This window comes from Glutamicibacter sp. NPDC090743, assembly GCF_044769125.1.
Taxonomy (GTDB): Bacteria; Actinomycetota; Actinomycetes; order Actinomycetales; family Micrococcaceae; genus Glutamicibacter.
Map to the genome: position 1 here is coordinate 561,572 of NZ_JBIVXE010000002.1, position 19,335 is coordinate 580,906.

Annotated in this window: 20 protein-coding genes, 3 tRNA genes and 1 riboswitch; of the genes, 19 read left to right on the plus strand and 4 right to left on the minus strand. The window is 58.4% G+C overall.

All coding sequences use genetic code 11. The features are described 5' to 3' along the window. Positions 1-433 precede the first annotated feature (433 nt). From dnaN to ACIQTS_RS06075, 10 genes are all read left to right on the plus strand, one after another. A complete protein-coding gene (dnaN, locus tag ACIQTS_RS06030; RefSeq protein ID WP_105658692.1) occupies positions 434-1,561 on the plus strand; it encodes a DNA polymerase III subunit beta in 1,128 nt (375 codons plus the stop codon). 58 nt (positions 1,562-1,619) lie between these two features. Further along, positions 1,620-2,783, plus strand: a complete 1,164-nt coding sequence (recF, locus tag ACIQTS_RS06035) for a DNA replication/repair protein RecF (protein ID WP_400289700.1) — start codon at positions 1,620-1,622, stop codon at positions 2,781-2,783. Further along, the gene (locus ACIQTS_RS06040) at positions 2,776-3,333 is read left to right on the plus strand and encodes a DUF721 domain-containing protein (RefSeq protein WP_400289698.1); all 558 of its coding nucleotides are present in this window, start codon (positions 2,776-2,778) and stop codon (positions 3,331-3,333) included. The genes recF and ACIQTS_RS06040 overlap by 8 nt, the downstream gene beginning before the upstream one ends. A 343-nt stretch (positions 3,334-3,676) precedes the next feature. Next, positions 3,677-5,680, plus strand: a complete 2,004-nt coding sequence (gene gyrB, locus ACIQTS_RS06045) for a DNA topoisomerase (ATP-hydrolyzing) subunit B (RefSeq protein WP_400290080.1) — start codon at positions 3,677-3,679, stop codon at positions 5,678-5,680. Between the two features lie 58 nt (positions 5,681-5,738). Beyond that, positions 5,739-8,366, plus strand: coding sequence for a DNA gyrase subunit A (gene gyrA / locus ACIQTS_RS06050; protein WP_400289696.1), 2,628 nt, complete (start codon positions 5,739-5,741; stop codon positions 8,364-8,366). Then, positions 8,363-8,971 carry a DUF3566 domain-containing protein gene (locus tag ACIQTS_RS06055; protein WP_133833758.1) on the plus strand — a complete coding sequence of 203 codons (609 nt, stop codon included), beginning with the start codon at positions 8,363-8,365 and terminating at the stop codon, positions 8,969-8,971. The genes gyrA and ACIQTS_RS06055 overlap by 4 nt, the downstream gene beginning before the upstream one ends. Before the next feature lie 122 nt (positions 8,972-9,093). Further along, positions 9,094-9,167 (plus strand) — tRNA-Ile (locus ACIQTS_RS06060). 31 nt (positions 9,168-9,198) lie between these two features. Continuing rightward, a complete protein-coding gene (locus tag ACIQTS_RS06065; protein ID WP_219844366.1) occupies positions 9,199-9,318 on the plus strand; it encodes a DLW-39 family protein in 120 nt (39 codons plus the stop codon). A 7-nt stretch (positions 9,319-9,325) separates the two neighbouring features. Then, positions 9,326-9,398: transfer RNA gene (locus tag ACIQTS_RS06070), tRNA-Ala, on the plus strand. A 95-nt stretch (positions 9,399-9,493) separates the two neighbouring features. Then, positions 9,494-9,566, plus strand: a tRNA-Ala gene (locus ACIQTS_RS06075). 67 nt (positions 9,567-9,633) lie between these two features. Here the strand turns inward: ACIQTS_RS06075 and ACIQTS_RS06080 are convergent. After that, complete coding sequence (locus ACIQTS_RS06080) at positions 9,634-10,776, minus strand: glycosyltransferase family 1 protein (RefSeq protein WP_286134352.1); 1,143 nt, start codon at positions 10,774-10,776, stop codon at positions 9,634-9,636. A 109-nt stretch (positions 10,777-10,885) separates the two neighbouring features. On the opposite strand from ACIQTS_RS06080, the gene ACIQTS_RS06085 reads away from it, so the two are divergent. Together ACIQTS_RS06085 and ACIQTS_RS06090 are read left to right on the plus strand one after the other, a co-directional pair. After that, the gene (locus tag ACIQTS_RS06085; RefSeq protein ID WP_400289694.1) at positions 10,886-11,857 is read left to right on the plus strand and encodes a bile acid:sodium symporter family protein; all 972 of its coding nucleotides are present in this window, start codon (positions 10,886-10,888) and stop codon (positions 11,855-11,857) included. 129 nt (positions 11,858-11,986) lie between these two features. Continuing rightward, entirely contained in the window at positions 11,987-12,853 is an 867-nt protein-coding gene (locus ACIQTS_RS06090; protein ID WP_105658702.1) for a DMT family transporter, read from the plus strand. 6 nt (positions 12,854-12,859) lie between these two features. Here ACIQTS_RS06090 and ACIQTS_RS06095 read toward each other — a convergent pair whose 3' ends face one another. Continuing rightward, positions 12,860-13,066: a hypothetical protein gene (locus ACIQTS_RS06095; RefSeq protein WP_105658684.1), complete on the minus strand. Its 207-nt coding sequence runs from the start codon at positions 13,064-13,066 to the stop codon at positions 12,860-12,862. A 171-nt stretch (positions 13,067-13,237) separates the two neighbouring features. Here ACIQTS_RS06095 and ACIQTS_RS06100 point away from each other — a divergent pair, with 171 nt between their 5' ends. Then, the gene (locus ACIQTS_RS06100; RefSeq protein WP_105658683.1) at positions 13,238-13,783 is read left to right on the plus strand and encodes a peptidylprolyl isomerase; all 546 of its coding nucleotides are present in this window, start codon (positions 13,238-13,240) and stop codon (positions 13,781-13,783) included. A 237-nt stretch (positions 13,784-14,020) separates the two neighbouring features. Continuing rightward, a complete protein-coding gene (locus ACIQTS_RS06105) occupies positions 14,021-14,740 on the plus strand; it encodes a rhomboid family intramembrane serine protease (protein WP_332594768.1) in 720 nt (239 codons plus the stop codon). 481 nt (positions 14,741-15,221) lie between these two features. Here ACIQTS_RS06105 and ACIQTS_RS06110 read toward each other — a convergent pair whose 3' ends face one another. Continuing rightward, the gene (locus ACIQTS_RS06110) at positions 15,222-15,839 is read right to left on the minus strand and encodes a LysE/ArgO family amino acid transporter (RefSeq protein ID WP_402472053.1); all 618 of its coding nucleotides are present in this window, start codon (positions 15,837-15,839) and stop codon (positions 15,222-15,224) included. A 76-nt stretch (positions 15,840-15,915) separates the two neighbouring features. Here ACIQTS_RS06110 and ACIQTS_RS06115 point away from each other — a divergent pair, with 76 nt between their 5' ends. Together ACIQTS_RS06115 and ACIQTS_RS06120 are read left to right on the plus strand one after the other, a co-directional pair. Further along, positions 15,916-16,794, plus strand: coding sequence for an ArgP/LysG family DNA-binding transcriptional regulator (locus tag ACIQTS_RS06115; RefSeq protein WP_402472055.1), 879 nt, complete (start codon positions 15,916-15,918; stop codon positions 16,792-16,794). 5 nt (positions 16,795-16,799) lie between these two features. Then, positions 16,800-16,865, plus strand: a riboswitch (guanidine-III (ykkC-III) riboswitch). An 11-nt stretch (positions 16,866-16,876) separates the two neighbouring features. Beyond that, a complete protein-coding gene (locus ACIQTS_RS06120; protein WP_105658679.1) occupies positions 16,877-17,194 on the plus strand; it encodes a multidrug efflux SMR transporter in 318 nt (105 codons plus the stop codon). A gap of 60 nt (positions 17,195-17,254) precedes the next feature. Here the strand turns inward: ACIQTS_RS06120 and ACIQTS_RS06125 are convergent, their stop codons facing one another. Beyond that, positions 17,255-17,512, minus strand: a complete 258-nt coding sequence (locus ACIQTS_RS06125; RefSeq protein ID WP_105658678.1) for a cell division protein CrgA — start codon at positions 17,510-17,512, stop codon at positions 17,255-17,257. A 221-nt stretch (positions 17,513-17,733) separates the two neighbouring features. On the opposite strand from ACIQTS_RS06125, the gene ACIQTS_RS06130 reads away from it, so the two are divergent. From ACIQTS_RS06130 to ACIQTS_RS06140, 3 genes are read left to right on the plus strand one after another with little or no spacing between them, the layout of a single operon-like run. Continuing rightward, positions 17,734-18,507 carry a class E sortase gene (locus ACIQTS_RS06130; RefSeq protein ID WP_402472058.1) on the plus strand — a complete coding sequence of 258 codons (774 nt, stop codon included), beginning with the start codon at positions 17,734-17,736 and terminating at the stop codon, positions 18,505-18,507. 8 nt (positions 18,508-18,515) lie between these two features. Continuing rightward, a complete protein-coding gene (locus ACIQTS_RS06135; RefSeq protein ID WP_013347422.1) occupies positions 18,516-18,686 on the plus strand; it encodes a hypothetical protein in 171 nt (56 codons plus the stop codon). After that, positions 18,683-19,327, plus strand: coding sequence for an aminodeoxychorismate/anthranilate synthase component II (locus ACIQTS_RS06140; RefSeq protein WP_105658676.1), 645 nt, complete (start codon positions 18,683-18,685; stop codon positions 19,325-19,327). The genes ACIQTS_RS06135 and ACIQTS_RS06140 overlap by 4 nt, the downstream gene beginning before the upstream one ends. Positions 19,328-19,335: the final 8 nt, after the last annotated feature.

Consider the following 19,335-nt stretch of genomic DNA (forward strand, 5'->3'; position numbering starts at 1 on the left):
GATGATTTGGTGAAGACCTGCGGATAAGTGCGCAAACCATGTGGACGTTAAAAATCGTGGAACTGAGTATCAACAGGATGGTGGAACTGAGTCTCACGTTCAACCACAGATTGTTCACATGCACAATCGTGGGCGGGTCTGGGGTTACAGGCCTTATCCACAGTATCCACAAGGGTTATTAACACTTCTCCTTTAAACCCTTAATCATCCAAATAACGAGTCCACTCCACACCCTCGAGCCAAATCCTGTGCAGAACAATTTTTTTGTTGCATCGTCCACACTTCGTTCATTGAGCAGACGTTGCGCTATCAGGGCGTGGCAAGATTAGATGGATAAAACGTGCAATTACCTGCTCTATGCTTAAGAACTTGGCGAGGGAACAACCTTCTTGGCCTGACTTAAGACTTATGGGTTCCGAAAGGCGGATTTTTCGTGAAGTTCAGCGTTGAAAAGGATGTATTGGCAGACGCCGTATCCTGGACTGCCCGGTCCCTGGCACAGCGACCACCATCACCTGTTTTGGCTGGCATTCTCATCACCACCCATGAAGGCCTGGTTCGGCTCGAGGGATTCGACTATGAGATTTCCTCGCATATTGAGATTCCCGCGGACATTTCTGAGCAGGGTTCGATCTTGGTTTCCGGCAAGCTCTTGGCTGAGATCACCCGATCGCTGCCTAACTCGACGGTCACCTTGGAGACCGAAGGCTCGAAGATCTCGCTGACCTGTGGCCGTTCACGATTCCACCTGGCCACCATGCCAGTTGATGAATACCCAACCCTGCCTGAACTTCCAGCTATCGCCGGCACTATCGATGGCCAAGCATTCTCCGAAGCTGTATCGCAGGTTATCGTTGCGGCGTCCAAGGACGACACCTTGCCAGTTCTCACCGGCATCAAGGTTGAAATTGAAAACGACCTGATCACGTTCTTGGCCACGGACCGCTACCGTCTGGCTCTGCGTGAACTCAATTGGACTCCTAACCAGGCGGAAATCTCGACCTCCTTCCTGATCAAGGCCAAGACCCTCAACGAAGTTGCCAAGACTCTCTCGAGCTCTGGCGAGCTGAAGCTTGCAATGAGCGAGAACGGCGAAATGGTTGGCTTCGAAAGCTCCAACCGCCGGACCACTTCGTTGCTGATCAATGGCGAATACCCGAAGATCCGCTCGCTGTTCCCAAGCGACACCCCAATCCATGCCACCGTTCGCACCAGCGAGCTGATGGAAGCTGTTCGTCGTGTATCGGTGGTTGCCGAACGCAATACCCCAGTTCGCATGGCTTTTACCGATGGCCAGCTGACCTTGGATGCCGGCACCGGCGAAGACGCGCAGGCTGAAGAAGCTATTGTTGCGTCTCTTCGCGGCGAAGACATCGTCGTGGCCTTCAACCCGACCTTCTTGTCCGAAGGCCTGAACTCCTTCAATACCGATTTCGTGCGCTTCTCCTTCACCAGTGCGCCCAAGCCGGCCATGCTGACCGGCCAGAAGAAGCTGGATGAGGATGACCAGGACCAGTATCGCTACCTCGTGATGCCGGTTCGGTTGCCCAACTCGAACTAAGCCAATTTCGTGGTGGATGGCTTTAACCATCCACCACCTTCTTTCTGTCAGGACCTCGGTGTATATCTCGCAGCTTTCACTCACGGGCTTCCGCTCGTATGCGCAGGCCGACGTGCACCTGGCCCCTGGGATCAACGTTCTGATCGGCCCCAACGGCGTCGGCAAAACCAATATCGTTGAGTCCGTTGGCTATTTGGCCAATCTCTCTTCGCATCGCGTGAGCAATGACGCCCCGTTGCTGCATTTCGGTTCTGAGCGCGCGCTGATTCGCGGCACCGTGCATCGTGGCCCGCAAACCACGGTGATCGAGGTCGAAATCACCAGTGGGAAGGTCAATCGTGCCCGCATCAACCGGGCCAACCCGGTTCGCGCTCGGGAGATCCTGGGCATGGTGCGCACCGTGCTCTTCGCCCCGGAGGACATGGCACTGATCAAGGGCGACCCGTCCAACCGCCGCAAGTTCTTGGACGAGCTCCTGGTAGCCCTGCGCCCGGTAGACGCCGGTACCAAGAACGACTACGACCGCATCGTGAAGCAACGCAATGCCCTGCTCAAATCCATCCGCGGCAAGTCCAAGCTGAGCACCTCGCAGGAAAACACCCTCAAGGCCTGGGATCTGCAGTTGGCCTTGACGGGCGCTCGATTGATCCGCGGACGCCTTGACGTCCTGGCCTTGATTCGCCCGTACATGCAGGCCGCCTACGCGGATTTGGCCGATGGCGCGAAGGAAGCGCGCGCCGTCTACCGGTCCTCGCTCGAGGGCGAACTCGATGAAAACAGCCTGCCGGCAGAGGATCTTGAGTCCTTGGACCAAGAAGAAATCCAGGAACTGCTGCTGAACGCCATTGAAGTTAATCGCGGTCGGGAAGTCGACCGCGGAATTTCGCTCTTTGGACCGCACCGGGACGATCTGACCCTGATCCTGGGACCGACCCCTGCCAAGGGCTATGCCTCGCACGGGGAAACCTGGTCCTTTGCCCTGGCCCTGCGCCTTGCCGCCTACCGTGTTTTCGGCGATGACGATCCCCGCCCAGGTTCTGGACCCATCCTGATCCTTGATGATGTCTTTGCCGAGCTGGACACCACCCGTCGTGATCGTTTGGCGCATATCGTTGCCGGAGCCGAGCAGGTTCTGGTGACCGCCGCCGTTGTCGAAGATGTTCCAGAAGCACTGAAGGGACATTACTTCCAGGTCTCCCCTGGCCAGGTTGTCGATGCATGAGCCATCAGAACGGGATGAACACCGCTTCGATCCAGAGATCGATGCGGCCAAAGCACTGCTCAACCGCATGCGAAAGCTCGCCGAAGAACGTGGCGAGAAGCGCATAGATGCGGCGCGCATGGACAAAGTGCGCAAGCGAAAAGCCGCCCGCCGCGGATTCGCCGCGGAAAAGCCGGAATCCGCCGAGGGCGCGATCCGCGATCCGCGCGCCATCGGCGAAGTAGTCTCCCGCTTGTCCAAGTCCCGCGGCTGGAACACCCAGGTCGCGGTCGGATCGGTACTCGGCCGCTGGCCCGACATCATTGGCGTGGAGAACGCGAAGCACTGCAAGCCGGAATCCTTTGAAGACACTGTGGTGGTGATGCGCTGCGATACAACAGCGAGAGCTGCGCAAATGCGCCTGCTCAGCCACGATATTCTGAAGAAATTCGATGCCGAGTTGGGTCCCGGGATCGTCACCGTGCTCAAGGTGCTCGGGCCTAATGCTCCCTCCTGGCGCCATGGCATGCGTTCGGTGGCCGGCCGGGGTCCACGCGACACATACGGGTAGAAATTGCTGGCACGGCATATGGCGCACTCACGGACCCGGAGGGTGGATCCCCCCACACTTGATCGCCACAACTGCCTCAGAACGTCAATTAGCAGCTTTTGGTGGGCGATTTAGGCCTCAAAGTCACCGTTTATTTTGGTCTACGCGGTAGAATTAGAGGTAGTGAAATGACTCCGCTGCGGGCTTGCCCGGTGGCGGTGTCCCTCCAGACCATGATTGCCTGACGCGCTGAATCCATCGCAGCGGGCAATCGCGCGCCAAATCCGAGGAGTTCGTAGCACCCGTGTCTACCGAAAATGCTTCACCGCAGGAACCGGCTGAAAGCCAAGCCCCCGCGGAATCGATGACTTCCAAAGTCGAACACACTTACGGCGCCCAGGATATTACCGTCCTCGAAGGACTCGAAGCGGTACGCAAACGTCCGGGCATGTACATCGGTTCCACCGGCCCTCGAGGCCTGCACCACTTGGTCTACGAAGTCGTCGACAACTCCGTCGATGAGGCGCTGGCTGGCTACTGCGACACCATCAACGTCACGCTGCAGGCAGATGGCGGCGTGCGCTGTGAAGATAACGGCCGCGGTATCCCAGTAGACATCCACCCAACCGAGGGCAAGCCAACCGTAGAGGTTGTCATGACCATCCTGCACGCAGGCGGCAAGTTCGGCGGCGGCGGCTACGCGGTCTCCGGCGGCCTGCACGGTGTGGGCATCTCCGTGGTGAACGCCCTGTCCGAGAAGGTCGACACCATCGTTCGCCGCCAGGGCCATGCGTGGCGCATCGGCTTCGGCAACGGCGGCCACACCGTCCAGGAGCTGACCAAGGGCGAAGAAACCGAGCTGACAGGCACCAGCCAGACCTTCTACCCGGATCCGGAAATCTTCGAGACCACCGAATTCGATTTCGAGACGCTTCGCGCCCGTTTCCAGCAGATGGCCTTCCTGAACAAGGGCCTGCGCATCACCCTCACCGATGAGCGCGTGCAGGACAACGAAGAGCCCGAGGCCGAGGTCGAGGAGGAAATCGAGAACCAGGTAGTCAAGCCGCGCACCGTGGACTACCTGTACAAGGACGGCCTGCTGGACTACGTCAAGCACCTGAACGCCGCCAAGAAGATCGAACTGGTCCACGACGAGGTCATCGCCTTCGAATCCGAAGATGCTGCCCGCGGCATCAGCCTGGAAATCGCGATGCAGTGGACCAGCGCCTACGCCGAATCCGTGCACACCTACGCGAACACCATCAACACCCATGAAGGCGGCACCCACGAAGAGGGCTTCCGCGCGGCCCTGACCGGCCTGCTCAACCGCTACGCACGCGATAACAAGATCCTGCGCGAAAAGGACGACAACCTCACCGGCGAGGACGCCCGCGAAGGGTTGACCGCCGTGATTTCGGTCAAGCTCTCCGAGCCCCAGTTCGAGGGCCAGACCAAGACCAAGCTGGGCAACTCGATGGCCCGAGGCTTCGTCCAGGGCGTGGTCAACGAGGAACTGGGCGACTGGTTCGAGCGCAACCCGAACGTGGCCCGCGACATCATCCGCAAGGCCCAACTGGCTTCGCAGGCCCGCATGGCCGCCCGCAAGGCCCGCGACAACGCCCGCCGCAAGTCGCCGATGGAATCCTTCGGCATGCCGGGCAAGCTCTCGGACTGCTCCTCGAAGAACCCTGCCGAGTGCGAAGTGTTCATCGTGGAGGGCGACTCCGCAGGAGGCTCCGCCAAGCGCGGACGCGACCCGCACACCCAGGCCATCCTGCCGCTGCGCGGCAAGATCCTGAACGTGGAGCGTGCCCGCCTGGACCGCGCGCTGGGCAATGCCGAAGTGCAGGCGATGATCACCGCCTTCGGCACCGGCATCGGCGAAGAGTTCGACATGGCCAAGCTGCGCTACCACAAGATCGTGCTGATGGCCGATGCCGACGTGGACGGCCAGCACATCACCACGCTGCTGCTGACCTTGATCTTCCGCTTCATGCGCCCGCTGATCGAGCACGGTTACGTCTACCTGGCAGCCCCGCCGCTGTACCGCATCAAGTGGTCCAATGCGCCGCATGACTACGTGTTCTCCGATAAGGAACGCGATGATGCGCTGCTCGCCGGCCAGGCATCGAACAAGCGCCTGCCCAAGGACAACGGCATCCAGCGCTACAAGGGCCTGGGCGAGATGGACTACTCGGAACTGTGGGACACCACCATGGATCCGGAACACCGTACGCTGCGCCAGGTCACCATGGACGACGCCGCAGCCGCGGACGAGGTGTTCTCCGTGCTGATGGGCGAGGACGTCGAGTCCCGCCGTAACTTCATCCAGCAGAACGCCAAGGACGTGCGCTTCCTGGATATCTAGCCGGCCGCCGCCACCACAGATATCCACCGAAGACTTTTTTGACTTGTAAGGGAAGAAATTGAGCGACGAGCAAACCCCTGAGAACGCACCAATGGACGGCGAGATCATCGAGCCGGTCCCAGAAGGCGGTCGCATCGACCAGATCGACCTGCAGACCGAAATGCAGCGTTCGTACCTCGACTACGCCATGGCCGTCATTGTCGGCCGTGCGCTGCCGGATGTGCGCGATGGCCTGAAGCCTGTGCACCGCCGCGTGCTGTACGCAATGTACGACGGCGGCTACCGCCCTGAGCGCTCGTACAACAAGTGCGCCCGCGTGGTCGGCGAAGTCATGGGCCAGTACCACCCGCACGGCGACACCGCGATCTACGATGCGCTGGTCCGCCTGATCCAGGACTGGGTCATGCGCTACCCGCTGGCCCTGGGCCAGGGCAACTTCGGCTCCCCAGGCAACGACGGCGCCGCCGCCCAGCGTTACACCGAAACCAAGATGGCCCCGCTGGCCATGGAAATGGTCCGCGACATCAACGAGAACACCGTTGATTTCCAGGACAACTACGACGGCAAGAACCAGGAACCAACGGTTCTTCCGGCGCGTTTCCCCAACCTTTTGGTCAACGGCTCCTCCGGCATCGCCGTGGGCATGGCAACCAACATCCCGCCGCACAACCTGCGCGAAGTCGCCGAGGGCGTGCAGTGGTACCTGAAGAACCCGGAAGTTTCGCGCGAGGAGCTGCTCGCCGAGCTGATGCTGCGCGTGAAGGGCCCGGACTTCCCATCCGGCGCCATGATCCTGGGCACCAAGGGCATCGCCGATGCCTACCGCACCGGCCGCGGCTCGATCACCATGCGCGCAGTGGTCAACGTGGAGGAAATCCAGGGACGCACCTGCCTGGTGGTCACCGAACTGCCGTACATGGCCAACCCGGATAACCTCGCGGTGAAGATCGCCGAACTGGTCCGCGACGGCAAGATCGCCGGCATCGCCGACATGCGCGACGAGACCTCGGGCCGCACCGGCCAGCGCCTGGTCATCGTGCTCAAGCGCGATGCCGTGGCCAAGGTAGTGCTGAACAACCTGTACAAGCACACCGAGCTGCAGTCCAACTTCTCGGCCAACATGCTCGCGATCGTCGACGGGGTGCCGCGCACCCTGCCGCTGGATGGATTCATCCGCCACTGGGTCACCCACCAGATCGAAGTGATCGTCCGCCGTACCGAATACCGCCTGAAGAAGGCCGAGGAAGAAGCCCACATCCTGCGCGGCCTGCTCAAGGCCCTGGATGCCCTGGACGAGGTCATCGCCCTGATTCGCCGCTCGGCTACCACCGAGGCGGCGCGCGACGGGCTGATGGAACTGCTGGACATCGACGAGGCGCAGTCCCGCGCCATCCTCGACATGCAGCTGCGCCGCCTGGCCGCCCTCGAGCGCCAGAAGATCCAGGATCGCCATGCCGAGCTCGAGCGCATGATCGCCGAATTCCAGGCGATCATCGCCGATCCGGCACGCCAGCGCCAGATAGTCTCCGAAGAACTGGCCGAGATCGTCGACAAGCATGGCGACGACCGCCGTACCAAGGTGCTGATGGGCTACGACGGCGACATGAGCGTCGAAGACCTGATTCCCGAAGAGGAAATGGTCGTCACCATCACCCGCGGCGGCTACGTCAAGCGCACCCGCATCGACAACTACCGTTCGCAGGCACGTGGCGGCAAGGGCATCAAGGGCGCGAACCTGCGCGGGGACGACGTGGTGGAGCACTTCTTCGTCACCTCGACCCACAACTGGCTGCTGTTCTTCACCAACCACGGCCGGGTTTACCGCACCAAGTGCTACGAGCTGGCCGAGGCCGGCCGCGATGCCAAGGGCCAGCACGTAGCCAACGTGATGGCCTTCCAGCCGGATGAGCACATTGCCCAGGTGCTGGACCTGCGCACCTACCAGGATGCGGCCTACCTGATGCTGGCTACCCGCAACGGCTTGGTGAAGAAGACCCGCCTGGAGGATTACGACACCAACCGCACCGCCGGCGTGATCGCGATCAACCTGCGCGAGGACGATGAACTGGTCTCCGCGCAGCTGGTCAGTGAATCCGATGACGTGATGCTCGTCTCACGCAAGGGCCAGTCGGTCCGCTTCACCGCCACCGATACCGCGCTGCGCCCCATGGGCCGTGCAACCTCGGGCGTGACCGGAATGAAGTTCCGCGAAGACGATGAGCTGCTGGCAGCCGATGTGGTCCGCGAAGGCTCCTATGTCTTCACCGTGACCAACGAGGGCTACGCCAAGCGCACCACCGTGGAGGAATACCGTGTGCAATCCCGCGGTGGTTTGGGCATTAAGGTGGCCAAGCTCAACGAGGAACGCGGTGAGCTGGTTGGCGCGCTGATCGTCGACGAGACCGATGAGGTCTTGGTGGTGATGGGCTCGGGCAAGGTGGTCCGCTCGGCCGTTTCACAGGTTCCTTCGAAGGGCCGCGACACGATGGGCGTCATCTTCGCCAAGCCGGACAAGAAGGACCGGATCCTTGCGGTTGCCAAGAACTCTGAGACCGAGCTCGAAGAGAACTTGGAGGAAGATGCCGTAACGTTGGACGCAGAAAACACGATCGATGAGTCATCGGCTGTGCCAGAAAACGAATCCGGCGCGGAAAACGATGACGACACTAACGGAGGTAACGCATGAGCACGCCCTCGACGCCACGCCCCAGCGGCGGTGCCCCGAAGAGCGCAGCGCCGCGACCTACCCAGGTAAAGCGTCCGGCTCCGACCGGTACTGGCGCCCGTCCGGCTAGCGCCGGCGCACGACCAGCAACAGGCCAAGCGCGTCCAGCGGGCCAGCGCCCGACAGGAGCGCCGCAGCGCCCAACCAGCCAGCAGCGTCCGGCCAATGGCCAGGATCGCCTGGTTCGTCCAGCGCCCAAGGCAAAGGTCCGCAAGGCCCGCCTGCTGGTTTCCAAGGTGGAGCCCTTCTCGGTTCTGAAGCTGGCCTTCCTGCTCTCGGTAGCTTTCGGTGTGATCACCGTGGTTGCCGCCGTGGGCATCTGGGCTGTCTTGGATCTGACCGGAACCTTTGATGCGTTCAACCAGCTGATGCGCGAGGCCATTGGCGCCGACGGCAACTTCGACCTGCGCGACACCATGTCGCTGGGCCAGGTGGCTTCCTACGCGACGATCATCGCAGTGGTGAACGTAGTGGTAATTTCCGTGGTCTCCATGCTTGGCGCGGTGCTGTACAACATTGCTGCTTCACTGGTCGGCGGAGCCGGAGTGACCCTCACCGACGACTAGGAACACCCCAAGTCGAGCCCGGGATTCATGCTGTGATGCATGACACCCGGGCTCGATTTGTATCTTTGGGAGAACACCGGTAAAGTTTTATTTCGTTCCGAAGGGAACAAAAACAAAAGCAAGGGCGTATAGCTCAGGCGGTTAGAGCGCTTCGCTGATAACGAAGAGGTCCCAAGTTCAAGTCTTGGTACGCCCACGGAAACCTTGCTGGAGAGAAAGAGGGAGTAATGAAAAAGTTCCTGGTTCTCGCATCGATCGCGGCTGCTGCAGTAGTCTTGGTCAAGAAAGCGAAGGCTTCGTCGGAAACGAAGGAAACCTGGCATCAGGTAGCCGATAAAGTTTCCTAAAGCTTTTGGGGCCTTAGCTCAGTTGGTAGAGCGTCTGCTTTGCAAGCAGAATGTCAGGAGTTCGATTCTCCTAGGCTCCACAAAAGAAAGTGGCGGAAAGTGAAAACTTTCCGCTAATTCTTTTTGATTGATTCGGATGAATTGATCTTGGAGTGGAAACTTCAAAATTGAATACGGGGCCTTAGCTCAGTTGGTAGAGCGTCTGCTTTGCAAGCAGAATGTCAGGAGTTCGATTCTCCTAGGCTCCACATTTGCCAAAAGGCGGAAAGTGAAAACTTTCCGCCTTTTGCGTATCCAGAAGAAAATTCTATTTCGCTAGTGCCGGATCCGGGCCATCCGGACATGCTCATAGTGTCCAATAAGCTGCTCGCCAATGCTGTGCCAGGACCGATCCTGGACACTGCTAAGCGCAGCGCTGGCAAAAGCCAGCCGTTTCGCATCGTCATAGGCCAAGTCGCTGACCCGACTGCGCAGCTCACTAAGGTTTCCTGGCTGATAGAGCCAGCCCGTGCGCGAGGAATCCACCAGATCCAGCGGTCCCCCACGGCCTACGGCCACGACAGGCACACCACAGGCCATGGCTTCCTGAATGGTCTGGCAAAAGGTCTCTGAGGCGCCAGGATGCACAAAGATGTCCATCGAAGCCATGACCTCGGCCAAGCGTTCCCCGGAAAGGAAACCGGTGAAGTGGGCGTTGGGCAAAAGGCTGCGCAGTTCGTCCTCGAGTGGGCCGGAACCGACGATCACCAGCCGAGTATTCTCAAGACTCGCCAGGGCCTGCAGGTCCGCGACCTGCTTCTCTGCTGCCAGCCGGCCGACGTAGCCAATGACTACCTCGTCATTCGGGGCAACCGCCTGCCTGAACTGCTCGCTTCGCCGTCTTGGCGTGAACTGCGCTGTATCTACTCCCCTGCCTGAAATGGCAAGCCGCGGAACGCCCAGAGATTCGAGCTGGTGGTAGGAAAACGTGCTTGGAACCAGAGTGAGGTCCGCACCCGTGTGGATCGCTCTGACGTGCTCCCAGAGCCTCTGCGTCAGCCACGGCATTTTGTAGCGTGCCGCGTAGCTGGGAACCTCGGTCTGATACAGCGCCACGGTGGGCAATTCGAGTTCCTGTGCAGCGCGCAGAGCCTGCCATCCAAGGATGAACGGGCTAGCCAGATGAACTACGTCGACGCGCTCTCGAGCCAGCATCTTGCGCAGGCGCGCCACACTGGTGGCAGCTACCCGAACCTCGGGATAGCTTGCCAAAGGCATCGACGGAACTGTGAGGATCTTGAAGCCCTGATAGAGCTTTGGCACGCCATGGCCTGACAGCTCCCCTGCCAGCGAGCCTGCAGGGGTAATGACCACGGCCTCCTGGCCAGTCTGCCTGAGGTGATCCAGCGTCTTGAGGATTGAGTTGGTGACCCCATTGAAATGGGGAAGGAACGATTCAGCGACGATTGCTACCTTCACATCTTCAGCATGCTTTTCGTCAATTACACGCAAGTGAATATGACAAGGGCAGTGGATTAACTTCAGTTGTCTCGTTGTGGCCGCAACTCTTTAGTGGCAAAATACCTAGGTGCCCTATGAACAGTCCAGCCCTTCCGCCGCGGCGGCAAATGCCAACAAGAACGAAAAAGACTCCCGCATCGCGGTACTGCTCTTCCCTGTGCTGATTTTGCTGGGCGGACTGTGCGGAATGCTTGTTCCCCAAGCGTTCGTGGGGTTTTCCGGATGGATAAATCCCCTGCTGATGGTGATCATGTTCTGCATGGGGCTGACGCTGACCTTGCCAGACTTCGCCCTGGTGTTCAAGAACCCGTTGCCGGTGCTCGGCGGTGTCACAGCGCAGTTCATCCTGATGCCATCCATGGGCTGGCTGGTCGCCACGCTGCTGCAGCTTGACCCGGCCTTGGCCGCCGGCCTGATCCTGGTTGGCTGCGCACCAGGAGGCACGGCATCGAATGTGGTTTCCTACCTGGCTCGAGGCAATGTCGCCCTGTCCGTTGCCATGACTTCCGTGTCGACCTTGCTCGCACCGCTGCTGACCCCGGCGCTGGCCTTGTGGCTGGCTGGCCAGTACATGCCAGTCGATGCTGGATCCATGGCCGTCAGCGTCATCAAGATCGTACTGATCCCTGTGGTCCTAGGCATCGTCCTGCGCATGCTGTTCAACCAGTTCGTGGCGAAGATCGGTGGTGTGCTGCCATGGCTGTCGGTACTAGCCATCACCTTCGTGGTGACGGTCATCGTCGCGGGCAGTGCACAGACGATTTTGACTGCTGGCCTGCTGGTCCTGGTTGCGGTCATTTTGCATAATGCCCTGGGCCTGGCTTTGGGGTATGCCATGGGTGTCCTGTTGCGCGTTCCCGAAGCTTCCCGGCGAACAATCGCCATCGAAGTCGGCATGCAGAATTCAGGCCTCGCCGGTGGGCTAGCGAAGCAATACTTCTCGCCTGAAGCCGCTCTGCCAGGTGCCGTATTCTCTGTTTGGCATAACTTGTCCGGCGCATTGATCGCAGCTTATTGGCGGAGAAAAGACGCTAAATAGCTCGAGAGTGCGGGCACGGATAAAAGTATTCCATCATAAGAATATCTTGATCTGTCCAAGTATTCGCCGGATCCGGCACGTTCCAAGTTCGAATGAAGCCCATGCGCTGGGAAACTGTAATCTTGGTTGGTGACCATCTTGCTTGCCTTGGTCGGAATTCTCGGGATTTCGGCATCTGGCCCCATTATTGCCGCCTTCCCTGGTGTCCCGGTTCTCTCCATGGCCTTTTGGCGCAATGGAGCTGCGGCGGCCGCGCTCAGCGCACCGGCACTGCGAAAGAACTCCAAAGCTTATCTGCAGATGACCGGGCGAGAATGGTTCTTCACCGGGGTAGCAGGTGTAGCTCTCGCACTGCATTTCGTGTGCTTCATGTATTCGATGCGACTAACCAGCGTGGCTGCTGGAACGGCACTGGTGTGCATCCAAGGTGTCTGGATCGCGATTTACCAGGTTCTTCGCGGAACCAAATATCGAACGCAGGTTTTCCTTGGCATGGGCATTGCGCTGCTTGGTGCAATCATCATCACGGGATTCGACATGGGGCTGGGACGTGATGCCATCATTGGCGACCTCTTGGCACTAGCCGGTGGCGTCTTGGCCGCTGTGTACACGCTGGCCGGATCCGTGGCTCGCAGGACCTTGGGAACTACAACGTATGCCTCGAGCTGCTATGCCATTACCGCCGCAGTGCTGCTAATCCTTTGTTTCCTGACTGGAACGCCGATTTGGGGTTTCGACGCCCGAGGATGGATGGCGATCATTCTGCTGACGCTTTGCGCGCAGATCTTTGGCCATACCGCCATGAATCATTTGCTCAGCGTGCTCGGTCCGCTCACGGTCTCGACGCTGATTCTGCTCGAGATTCCTGGCGCGGCAATCCTAGCGGCAATGTTCTTGGGGCAGGTAGTTCCTATCGCTACCTATGCCGGGTTGGCCGTGATACTTGTTGGGCTTGCCCTCGTGATTCGAGGGCAAGCCCAACCAAAAGCAGCCTAGACGGCTTTATTTGTCATCTTCGAGGATTTCGCGGATTTCTTCCACGCTGGCTTCACGCGATTCAACAGGCTCGTGTGGTTGTGCAGGAAGTGGTTCGTTTTCCCATGGATCCTCAATTGGTTTCGAGGCCTTCCACACGGCTACCAGCACTGCGACAAGTCCCGCAATCAAGCCAACGGCTAGTACTTTTCCTGCTTTGCTCTTCTTGCTCATGCATTGCTCCCGATCCGAAAAAATTCACGCTATCCGACAGTTCAAGACTAGGCAGTTCTATGCCCAGTGGCCAGCAGTATCGGACAAGCAACCTAAGAATGGTCCAAATTTTCTCTCAACGCGTACGTCAGTATTTAGCGGGTCGAGCATAGATCGTGGAAGAATGAAGGCATGACCGCAAACGCAACTCATAAAGCCACGATTCACACTACTTTGGGCGATATCGTTGTCGATCTCTTCGGCAACCACGCACCAAAGACCGTAAAGAACTTCGTTGGCCTCTCGACCGGTGAGCAGGAGTGGGTACACCCAGAATCCGGTGACAAGAAGACCAACACCCCGCTGTACAGCGGAACCATCTTCCACCGCATCATTTCTGATTTCATGATTCAGGGTGGCGACCCACTGGGCCAGGGCTTCGGCGGCCCAGGCTACCAGTTCGATGATGAGATCCACCCAGAACTGAACTTCAACGAGCCTTACAAGCTGGCCATGGCCAACGCGGGCATCCGCATGGGCCGCGGAACCAACGGTTCGCAGTTCTTCATCACCACCGTTCCTACCACCTGGCTGCAGGGCAAGCACACCATCTTCGGTGAAGTCCTTGACGCTGACTCGCGCAAGATCGTTGACGCGCTGAACGCCGTTGCTACCGATGGCCGTGACAAGCCACTGGAAGACGTCGTTATCAACTCGGTCGACATCGAGACCCTGTAACAACACAGGCGCACCAACCCGAGGCTCCGACGATTCCCTAGCGGCATTGTCGGGGCCTCGAGTATTTAATCCTTCTCCCACAACTCAAGGCAGGTACTGATGTCCTTTGGACAGGTTTTCCCAGAGGGCCAAGCAACTCCGACGTGCTATCGACACCCGCAGACGGTGTCCTATGTTTCATGCCACCGGTGCGGACGTCCGGTCTGCCCGCAGTGCCAGGTCTCTGCACCTGTAGGTGTGCAATGCGTAGACTGCGTCGCGCAAGCCAATAAGAACCTGCCGCGGCAGAAGACCCAATTCGGTGGCCGGGCTCGATCCGGTGCTCCTGTTATCACCTACACTTTCATCGGCCTGAACGTGCTGGTGTATCTGCTGCAGTGGATCATCCCTGGATTCACCAATCAGCTTGTACTTGCGCCGGCTCTGGCCGCCTATGAGCCATGGCGCCTGATCACCAGCGCCTTTGCCCACTCCACGAGCTCCTTCTTGCACCTTGCCATGAACATGTACGGCGTCTACATCTTCGGCACCATGCTCGAACCAAGGATGGGACGGCTGCGCTTCACCTGGCTATACCTGCTCAGCGCTTTTGGCGGTTCACTGGGCGTTCTCCTGCTGAGCAACCCGATCAGCGCCACGCTCGGCGCTTCGGGCGCACTGGCAGGCTTGTTCCTCGCAACTTTCGTAGTGTTCCGTTCCAATAAGCAGGCACTTCGCTCCATGGGAATTATCCTGGCGCTGAATGTCGTTCTCGGCTTCGTTATTCCCAGTATTTCGTGGCAGGGGCATCTGGGCGGAGCGATATTGGGTATCCTCGCAGCCTGCTGCATTGTGCTGATCCCGCGAAGTAATCCACAGCGTGCGCGTACCCAGATACTTTTACTCACGGCCTTGTCGATTGCGTTGCTGGCAGCCCTTTACCTCTCCACGGAAGCAGTGAAGTGGCCCTTGGGATAGTTCGAAAAGAGGCAATACAGTTATCCACACTGCTTATCCACACTGTTAATAACTTACAAGCGTGTAACTCTCGAGGCCTAGTGGTTATTAACAGCCCCTAGGCCCCGTGATATCAGGGATATTCGCCTTCGAGTACCCAATACTCACAACCTTGTCCCCAGTTGTGGATAACTTTTTAACAACCCCTGTAGATAGTGCATATACGAATCCACCGACTGTTAATAACTTCGGGTTCGAAAGTTTAAACGAATCATGAGAATCACGGTTCAATAAGCGGAATCACGTCTTATCCACAGCCAGAATCCACAGTGTTAATAACTTACAAGCGTGTCATTTCAGTTTCCAATATCTCCGTCGACCTGTACTTTATCCGAAAAATCATGAACTCCACCCAAGTTCTCCCCAGCTGTGGATAACTTTGTGAACAACTGTTTGTAAAAGTTGTTCACAGTCACTGTGGATAAGAGTGTTTGCCTGTGGATTACTTGGTGAGAACTGGCAGGATCAGCATGCTGGCAAAGATGAGCATGACGGTTCCGATAAGTACATCAAGTACCTGCCACGCCTTGGGGTTGGCAAAGAGCGGGGCAAGGAAGCGTGCGGCGTAGGCAAGTGCGAAGAACCAAGTGAAGCTGGCAATGATCGCACCAGTGGCGAAATAGGGTGCGCCTGCGGCTTGGGAAGTAGCAATTGAACCAAGAAGCAGTACCGTGTCGATATAGACATGTGGATTCAGCCAGGTGAGGGCCAACGTCGTTCCGATGATCGAGACGGCTGTTGTTGCACCGGGGAGCCCTGAGACTTTCAGCGCCTCGGGCTTCAGTGCTCGGCGGAAAGCGAAAATCGCGTAGCTTGCCAGGAAGATGAAACCGCCTATTCGCGCAATCACCAATATCCAGGGCGCTCGGTCGACAAGCGCTCCCATGCCGCTGGCTCCGGCGGCAATCAGGATCGCATCTGATAATGAGCACACCAAAGCGGTGATGAAAACATGCTCTTTCCTGATTCCCTGGCGCAGCACAAACGCATTTTGCGCACCGATGGCGACGATGAGGGACAGGCCAGTGGTAAAGCCGAAGAACAAGGATCCAGAGAGCATGTAGAAACTGTAAGAGATTAGCTGATCTGCGTCGAACTTAAGTTTCTGATTCTAGATTAGAGTTCCTAATGTGAACATGGATGTAGAACACCTCGAAACCCTGCTTGCGGTAGTTGATGCGGGAAGCTTCGATGATGCCTCGATTGATCTGGGAGTGACCGCTTCGGCCGTCAGCCAGCGCATCAAGGCCTTGGAGAACCGCCTGGGCGCAGTCCTGCTCGTCCGCAGTCGCCCGGTTAGGCCTACCGAGCATGGACTTAAAGTTCTGCGCTATGCGCGACAGATGACGCTGCTCAGTGCAGAGTTCTCCAAAGAGATAGCCTCCAAAAATCCGATCCCGATCGCCATTGGAGTCAACGCGGATTCGCTCTCCACTTGGTTCGGTCCGGTATTCTACGAGCTCGCGAAGTTCGAAGACCTCTCCTGTGAAATAGTGCGTACCGATGAAAACAGGGGACTGGAGCTACTTCGAACCGGTCGCGTCAGCGCCGTGGTCACCAATGCGGAGGAGAATATCCAGGGTTGCATCAGTGACAAACTGGGTGCACTGCGCTATCGCGCAGCCGCGCCAGCTTCGGTGGTCCAACGCCATGTACCAACTGGGGCCGTGGAAGAGCTCGTTCGCACTCCGATGGTGGTCTTCGATCGTGAGGATCCCTTGCAGCATGAGATGCTCCAGCGGGTTGCCGGGGCTAAAGCGCGGCCGGAAGGCCAGGTCCACCATGTTCCAGATTCCATGCAGTTCGTTGCGGCCATAGAAGCGGGGATGGGGTGGGGGATGGTTCCAGAAACGCAGCTGCAGAAAGCCAGCGGGCTGCAGGTACTCAACGAGCAATGGTTTATCGATGTGCCACTGTATTTTCAGCGCTGGGCTGTGGACTCGCAGATCCTCGCGAGGATAGGTGGCATTTTGGTCACAGCCGCGAGACAGCAAGGCCTGCATTTGCTAGCCTGAGGTGGTCACCAGCAATCATTGCTTGGACCCGGACGAGGGAGCCGTACCCGGAGGGCGACAAGACGGCCAGAAAGTATCTGGCATGCATTGGGTAATTTTGATCGTTTCCGGACTATTCGAAGCGGTATGGGCCATCGCTCTTGGCATGAGCGAGGGGTTCTCCAAACTCGTTCCGACCATCGTCTTCTTCGCGGCGCTGGTTGTGTCCATGGGTGGACTGGCCTACGCCATGAAGGAAATTCCCGTCGGCACTGCATATGCCATCTGGGTAGGCATCGGAGCCTCGCTTGCCGTCATTTACTCGATGGCCACCGGGCAGGAAGCCTTCAGCGTACTGAAGATGGTCTTCATTCTCGGATTGGTTGGTTGCATCATCGGCTTGAAAGCCGTCAGCCACTAATATCAAAAGCCGCCATTAAACAACTTCGCCGGCCCCCTCAGCAGGGGGCCGGCGATACGGCTATTTCCAGCCCGTTGTCATGAAAAAGCCGACCATCGCAATACCGAAGCCGACAACGATGTTCCAACCGCCGATATTCGGAATCGGGTACAGGGTCTGCGAAACGTAATAAACGATGATCCACAGCAAGCCCAGAAGCATCAGTCCGAACATGACTGGCTTGTACCAGCCTGGCATCGGCTTATCGATGGCATGGGCGCTCTGGCGCGTCTCCTGCGGCTGTGAATTCTTCTTGCGTCGTGGCTTTGACTCCGGCACTCGAATGCTCCCTCGGCTTCATCTGCTTAATGTAGTAAATGTGGGTGACCTTCAGGTCTTCCCGGTAGGCTTGGGTGCAAGAATGCTGAGAACTGCTTAGTGCATTCCTACGTAGCTTCCATACTAGCCGTTACCCGCTGGAACTCTGGGTTTTGGCCAGTATCGACCCATCTTAGTTGACCTATTTCGCGCATTTCTTTCCCTTAAGGAGCCAGACCGCCGTGAACCGATCAGCCACTGCGCAGGGACGTCGCATGCAGCACCGACGACTGTCGGTAGGAAACCGTATTGCCGGATTCTTTGGCGAACTGCTGATCACCCTTGGCATCTTGCTGATGCTCTACGTGGTGTGGGAACTGTGGTGGACGAATATCGATTCGGCCCAGGCCCAGAAGGAAGTCACCGCAAACCTCGTGCAAGAACTCGGCGAGGTCGTGGTGCCGGAAGGCAACGAGAAGGAAGAGGAGAAGGACTACGGTCCGGCTCCGGTCACGGAAGTGGCTCCCGGAGAAACTTTCGGGATCATGTATTTCCCGCGCTTTGGCGCTAGCGGATCGCACCACCCGGTGACCTACGGCGTGGAAGACCACGTGATCGATAATCTCGGCATTGGCTATTACCCGACCACGCAGCAACCGGGGGAGCTGGGCAACTTCGCCGTCGCGGCCCACCGCCAGACGCATGGCCAGGTCTTCTGGGATATTGACAAGCTGCAAGACGGCGACAAAATCTATCTGCAGACTGCACAGGGGTATTACACCTACACCTGGTATGCCACCGAGATTGTGGCTCCATCCAATGGCGATGTCCTGTTGCCTACCCCGCACCGGTGGGGAGTGGAACCAACGAAGTCCATCTTGACCATGACCACCTGCCATCCGAAGTACTCGACCCAGCAACGCATGATCGCGTATTCGGAACTCACCGATTGGCGTCCACTGGATGCAGGTCCGCCGAAGGAAATCCGTGACATGGTCATCGACGCAACGAGCTAGGAGAAGAGATGTACGCCTGGATATTTAGAAATCTGCCCGGCCCTTTGTGGCTTCGTATTTTTGAAGCATTGATTCTCATTGCCGCGATCGTGCTATTACTGATGATGTACGTTTTCCCATGGCTGAACCAGTACATCAGCCCATTCACCGATTCAACGATTGGCCAGAGCACCCCGTGAGCAGCACCAGGATCCTCGTGATCGATAACTACGACAGCTTTGTGTACACCCTCGTGGGTTACCTGCAGGAGCTGGGCGCGGAAACCACCGTATACCGCAACGACGATTTGAGCGTTGGGGAAGCAACCAAGTTGGCTGCGGAATACGACGGTGTGCTGATCTCCCCGGGCCCGGGCGAGCCTGCAGGAGCGGGTGTCAGCATCGATCTGATCAAGTGGTGCGGGCAGCAGCGCAAGCCAATGCTCGGTGTCTGCCTTGGGCATCAGGCGCTCGCTGAAGCTTATGGCGGCACGGTCACGCACGCCGAAGAACTAATGCACGGCAAGACCTCGCTGGTGAGCCACGAAAACCACCCGGTCTTCAACCAGGTAGCCAACCCCTTCACCGCAACGCGCTACCACTCCCTGGCAGCCGTACGCGAGAGCATCCCTGCTGAGCTTGAAATCATCGCTGCTACCGCCGGGGGAGTCATCATGGGGCTGGCGCACCGGGAAGCACCACTATGGGGCCTGCAGTACCACCCAGAGTCGGTGCTGACCGAGCAGGGATACCAGATGCTGGGCAATTGGCTGGAATTCGTAGGACTTCAGGGGGCAGCCAAGAAGGCCACGACCCTGAGCCCGCTCTTCAGCGGAGAGTAGCCTAGCAG

Bases quoted from the DNA above. Each gene is read 5' to 3' on its own strand.
- ACIQTS_RS06040 (WP_400289698.1), top strand. From the start codon at position 2,776: ATGCATGAGCCATCAGAACGGGATGAACACCGCTTCGATCCAGAGATC.
- gyrB (WP_400290080.1), top strand. From the start codon at position 3,677: ATGACTTCCAAAGTCGAACACACTTACGGCGCCCAGGATATTACCGTC.
- ACIQTS_RS06055 (WP_133833758.1), top strand. From the start codon at position 8,363: ATGAGCACGCCCTCGACGCCACGCCCCAGCGGCGGTGCCCCGAAGAGC.
- ACIQTS_RS06065 (WP_219844366.1), top strand. From the start codon at position 9,199: ATGAAAAAGTTCCTGGTTCTCGCATCGATCGCGGCTGCTGCAGTAGTC.
- ACIQTS_RS06095 (WP_105658684.1), bottom strand. From the start codon at position 13,066: ATGAGCAAGAAGAGCAAAGCAGGAAAAGTACTAGCCGTTGGCTTGATT.
- ACIQTS_RS06100 (WP_105658683.1), top strand. From the start codon at position 13,238: ATGACCGCAAACGCAACTCATAAAGCCACGATTCACACTACTTTGGGC.
- ACIQTS_RS06110 (WP_402472053.1), bottom strand. From the start codon at position 15,839: ATGCTCTCTGGATCCTTGTTCTTCGGCTTTACCACTGGCCTGTCCCTC.
- ACIQTS_RS06115 (WP_402472055.1), top strand. From the start codon at position 15,916: ATGGATGTAGAACACCTCGAAACCCTGCTTGCGGTAGTTGATGCGGGA.
- ACIQTS_RS06120 (WP_105658679.1), top strand. From the start codon at position 16,877: ATGCATTGGGTAATTTTGATCGTTTCCGGACTATTCGAAGCGGTATGG.
- ACIQTS_RS06135 (WP_013347422.1), top strand. From the start codon at position 18,516: ATGTACGCCTGGATATTTAGAAATCTGCCCGGCCCTTTGTGGCTTCGT.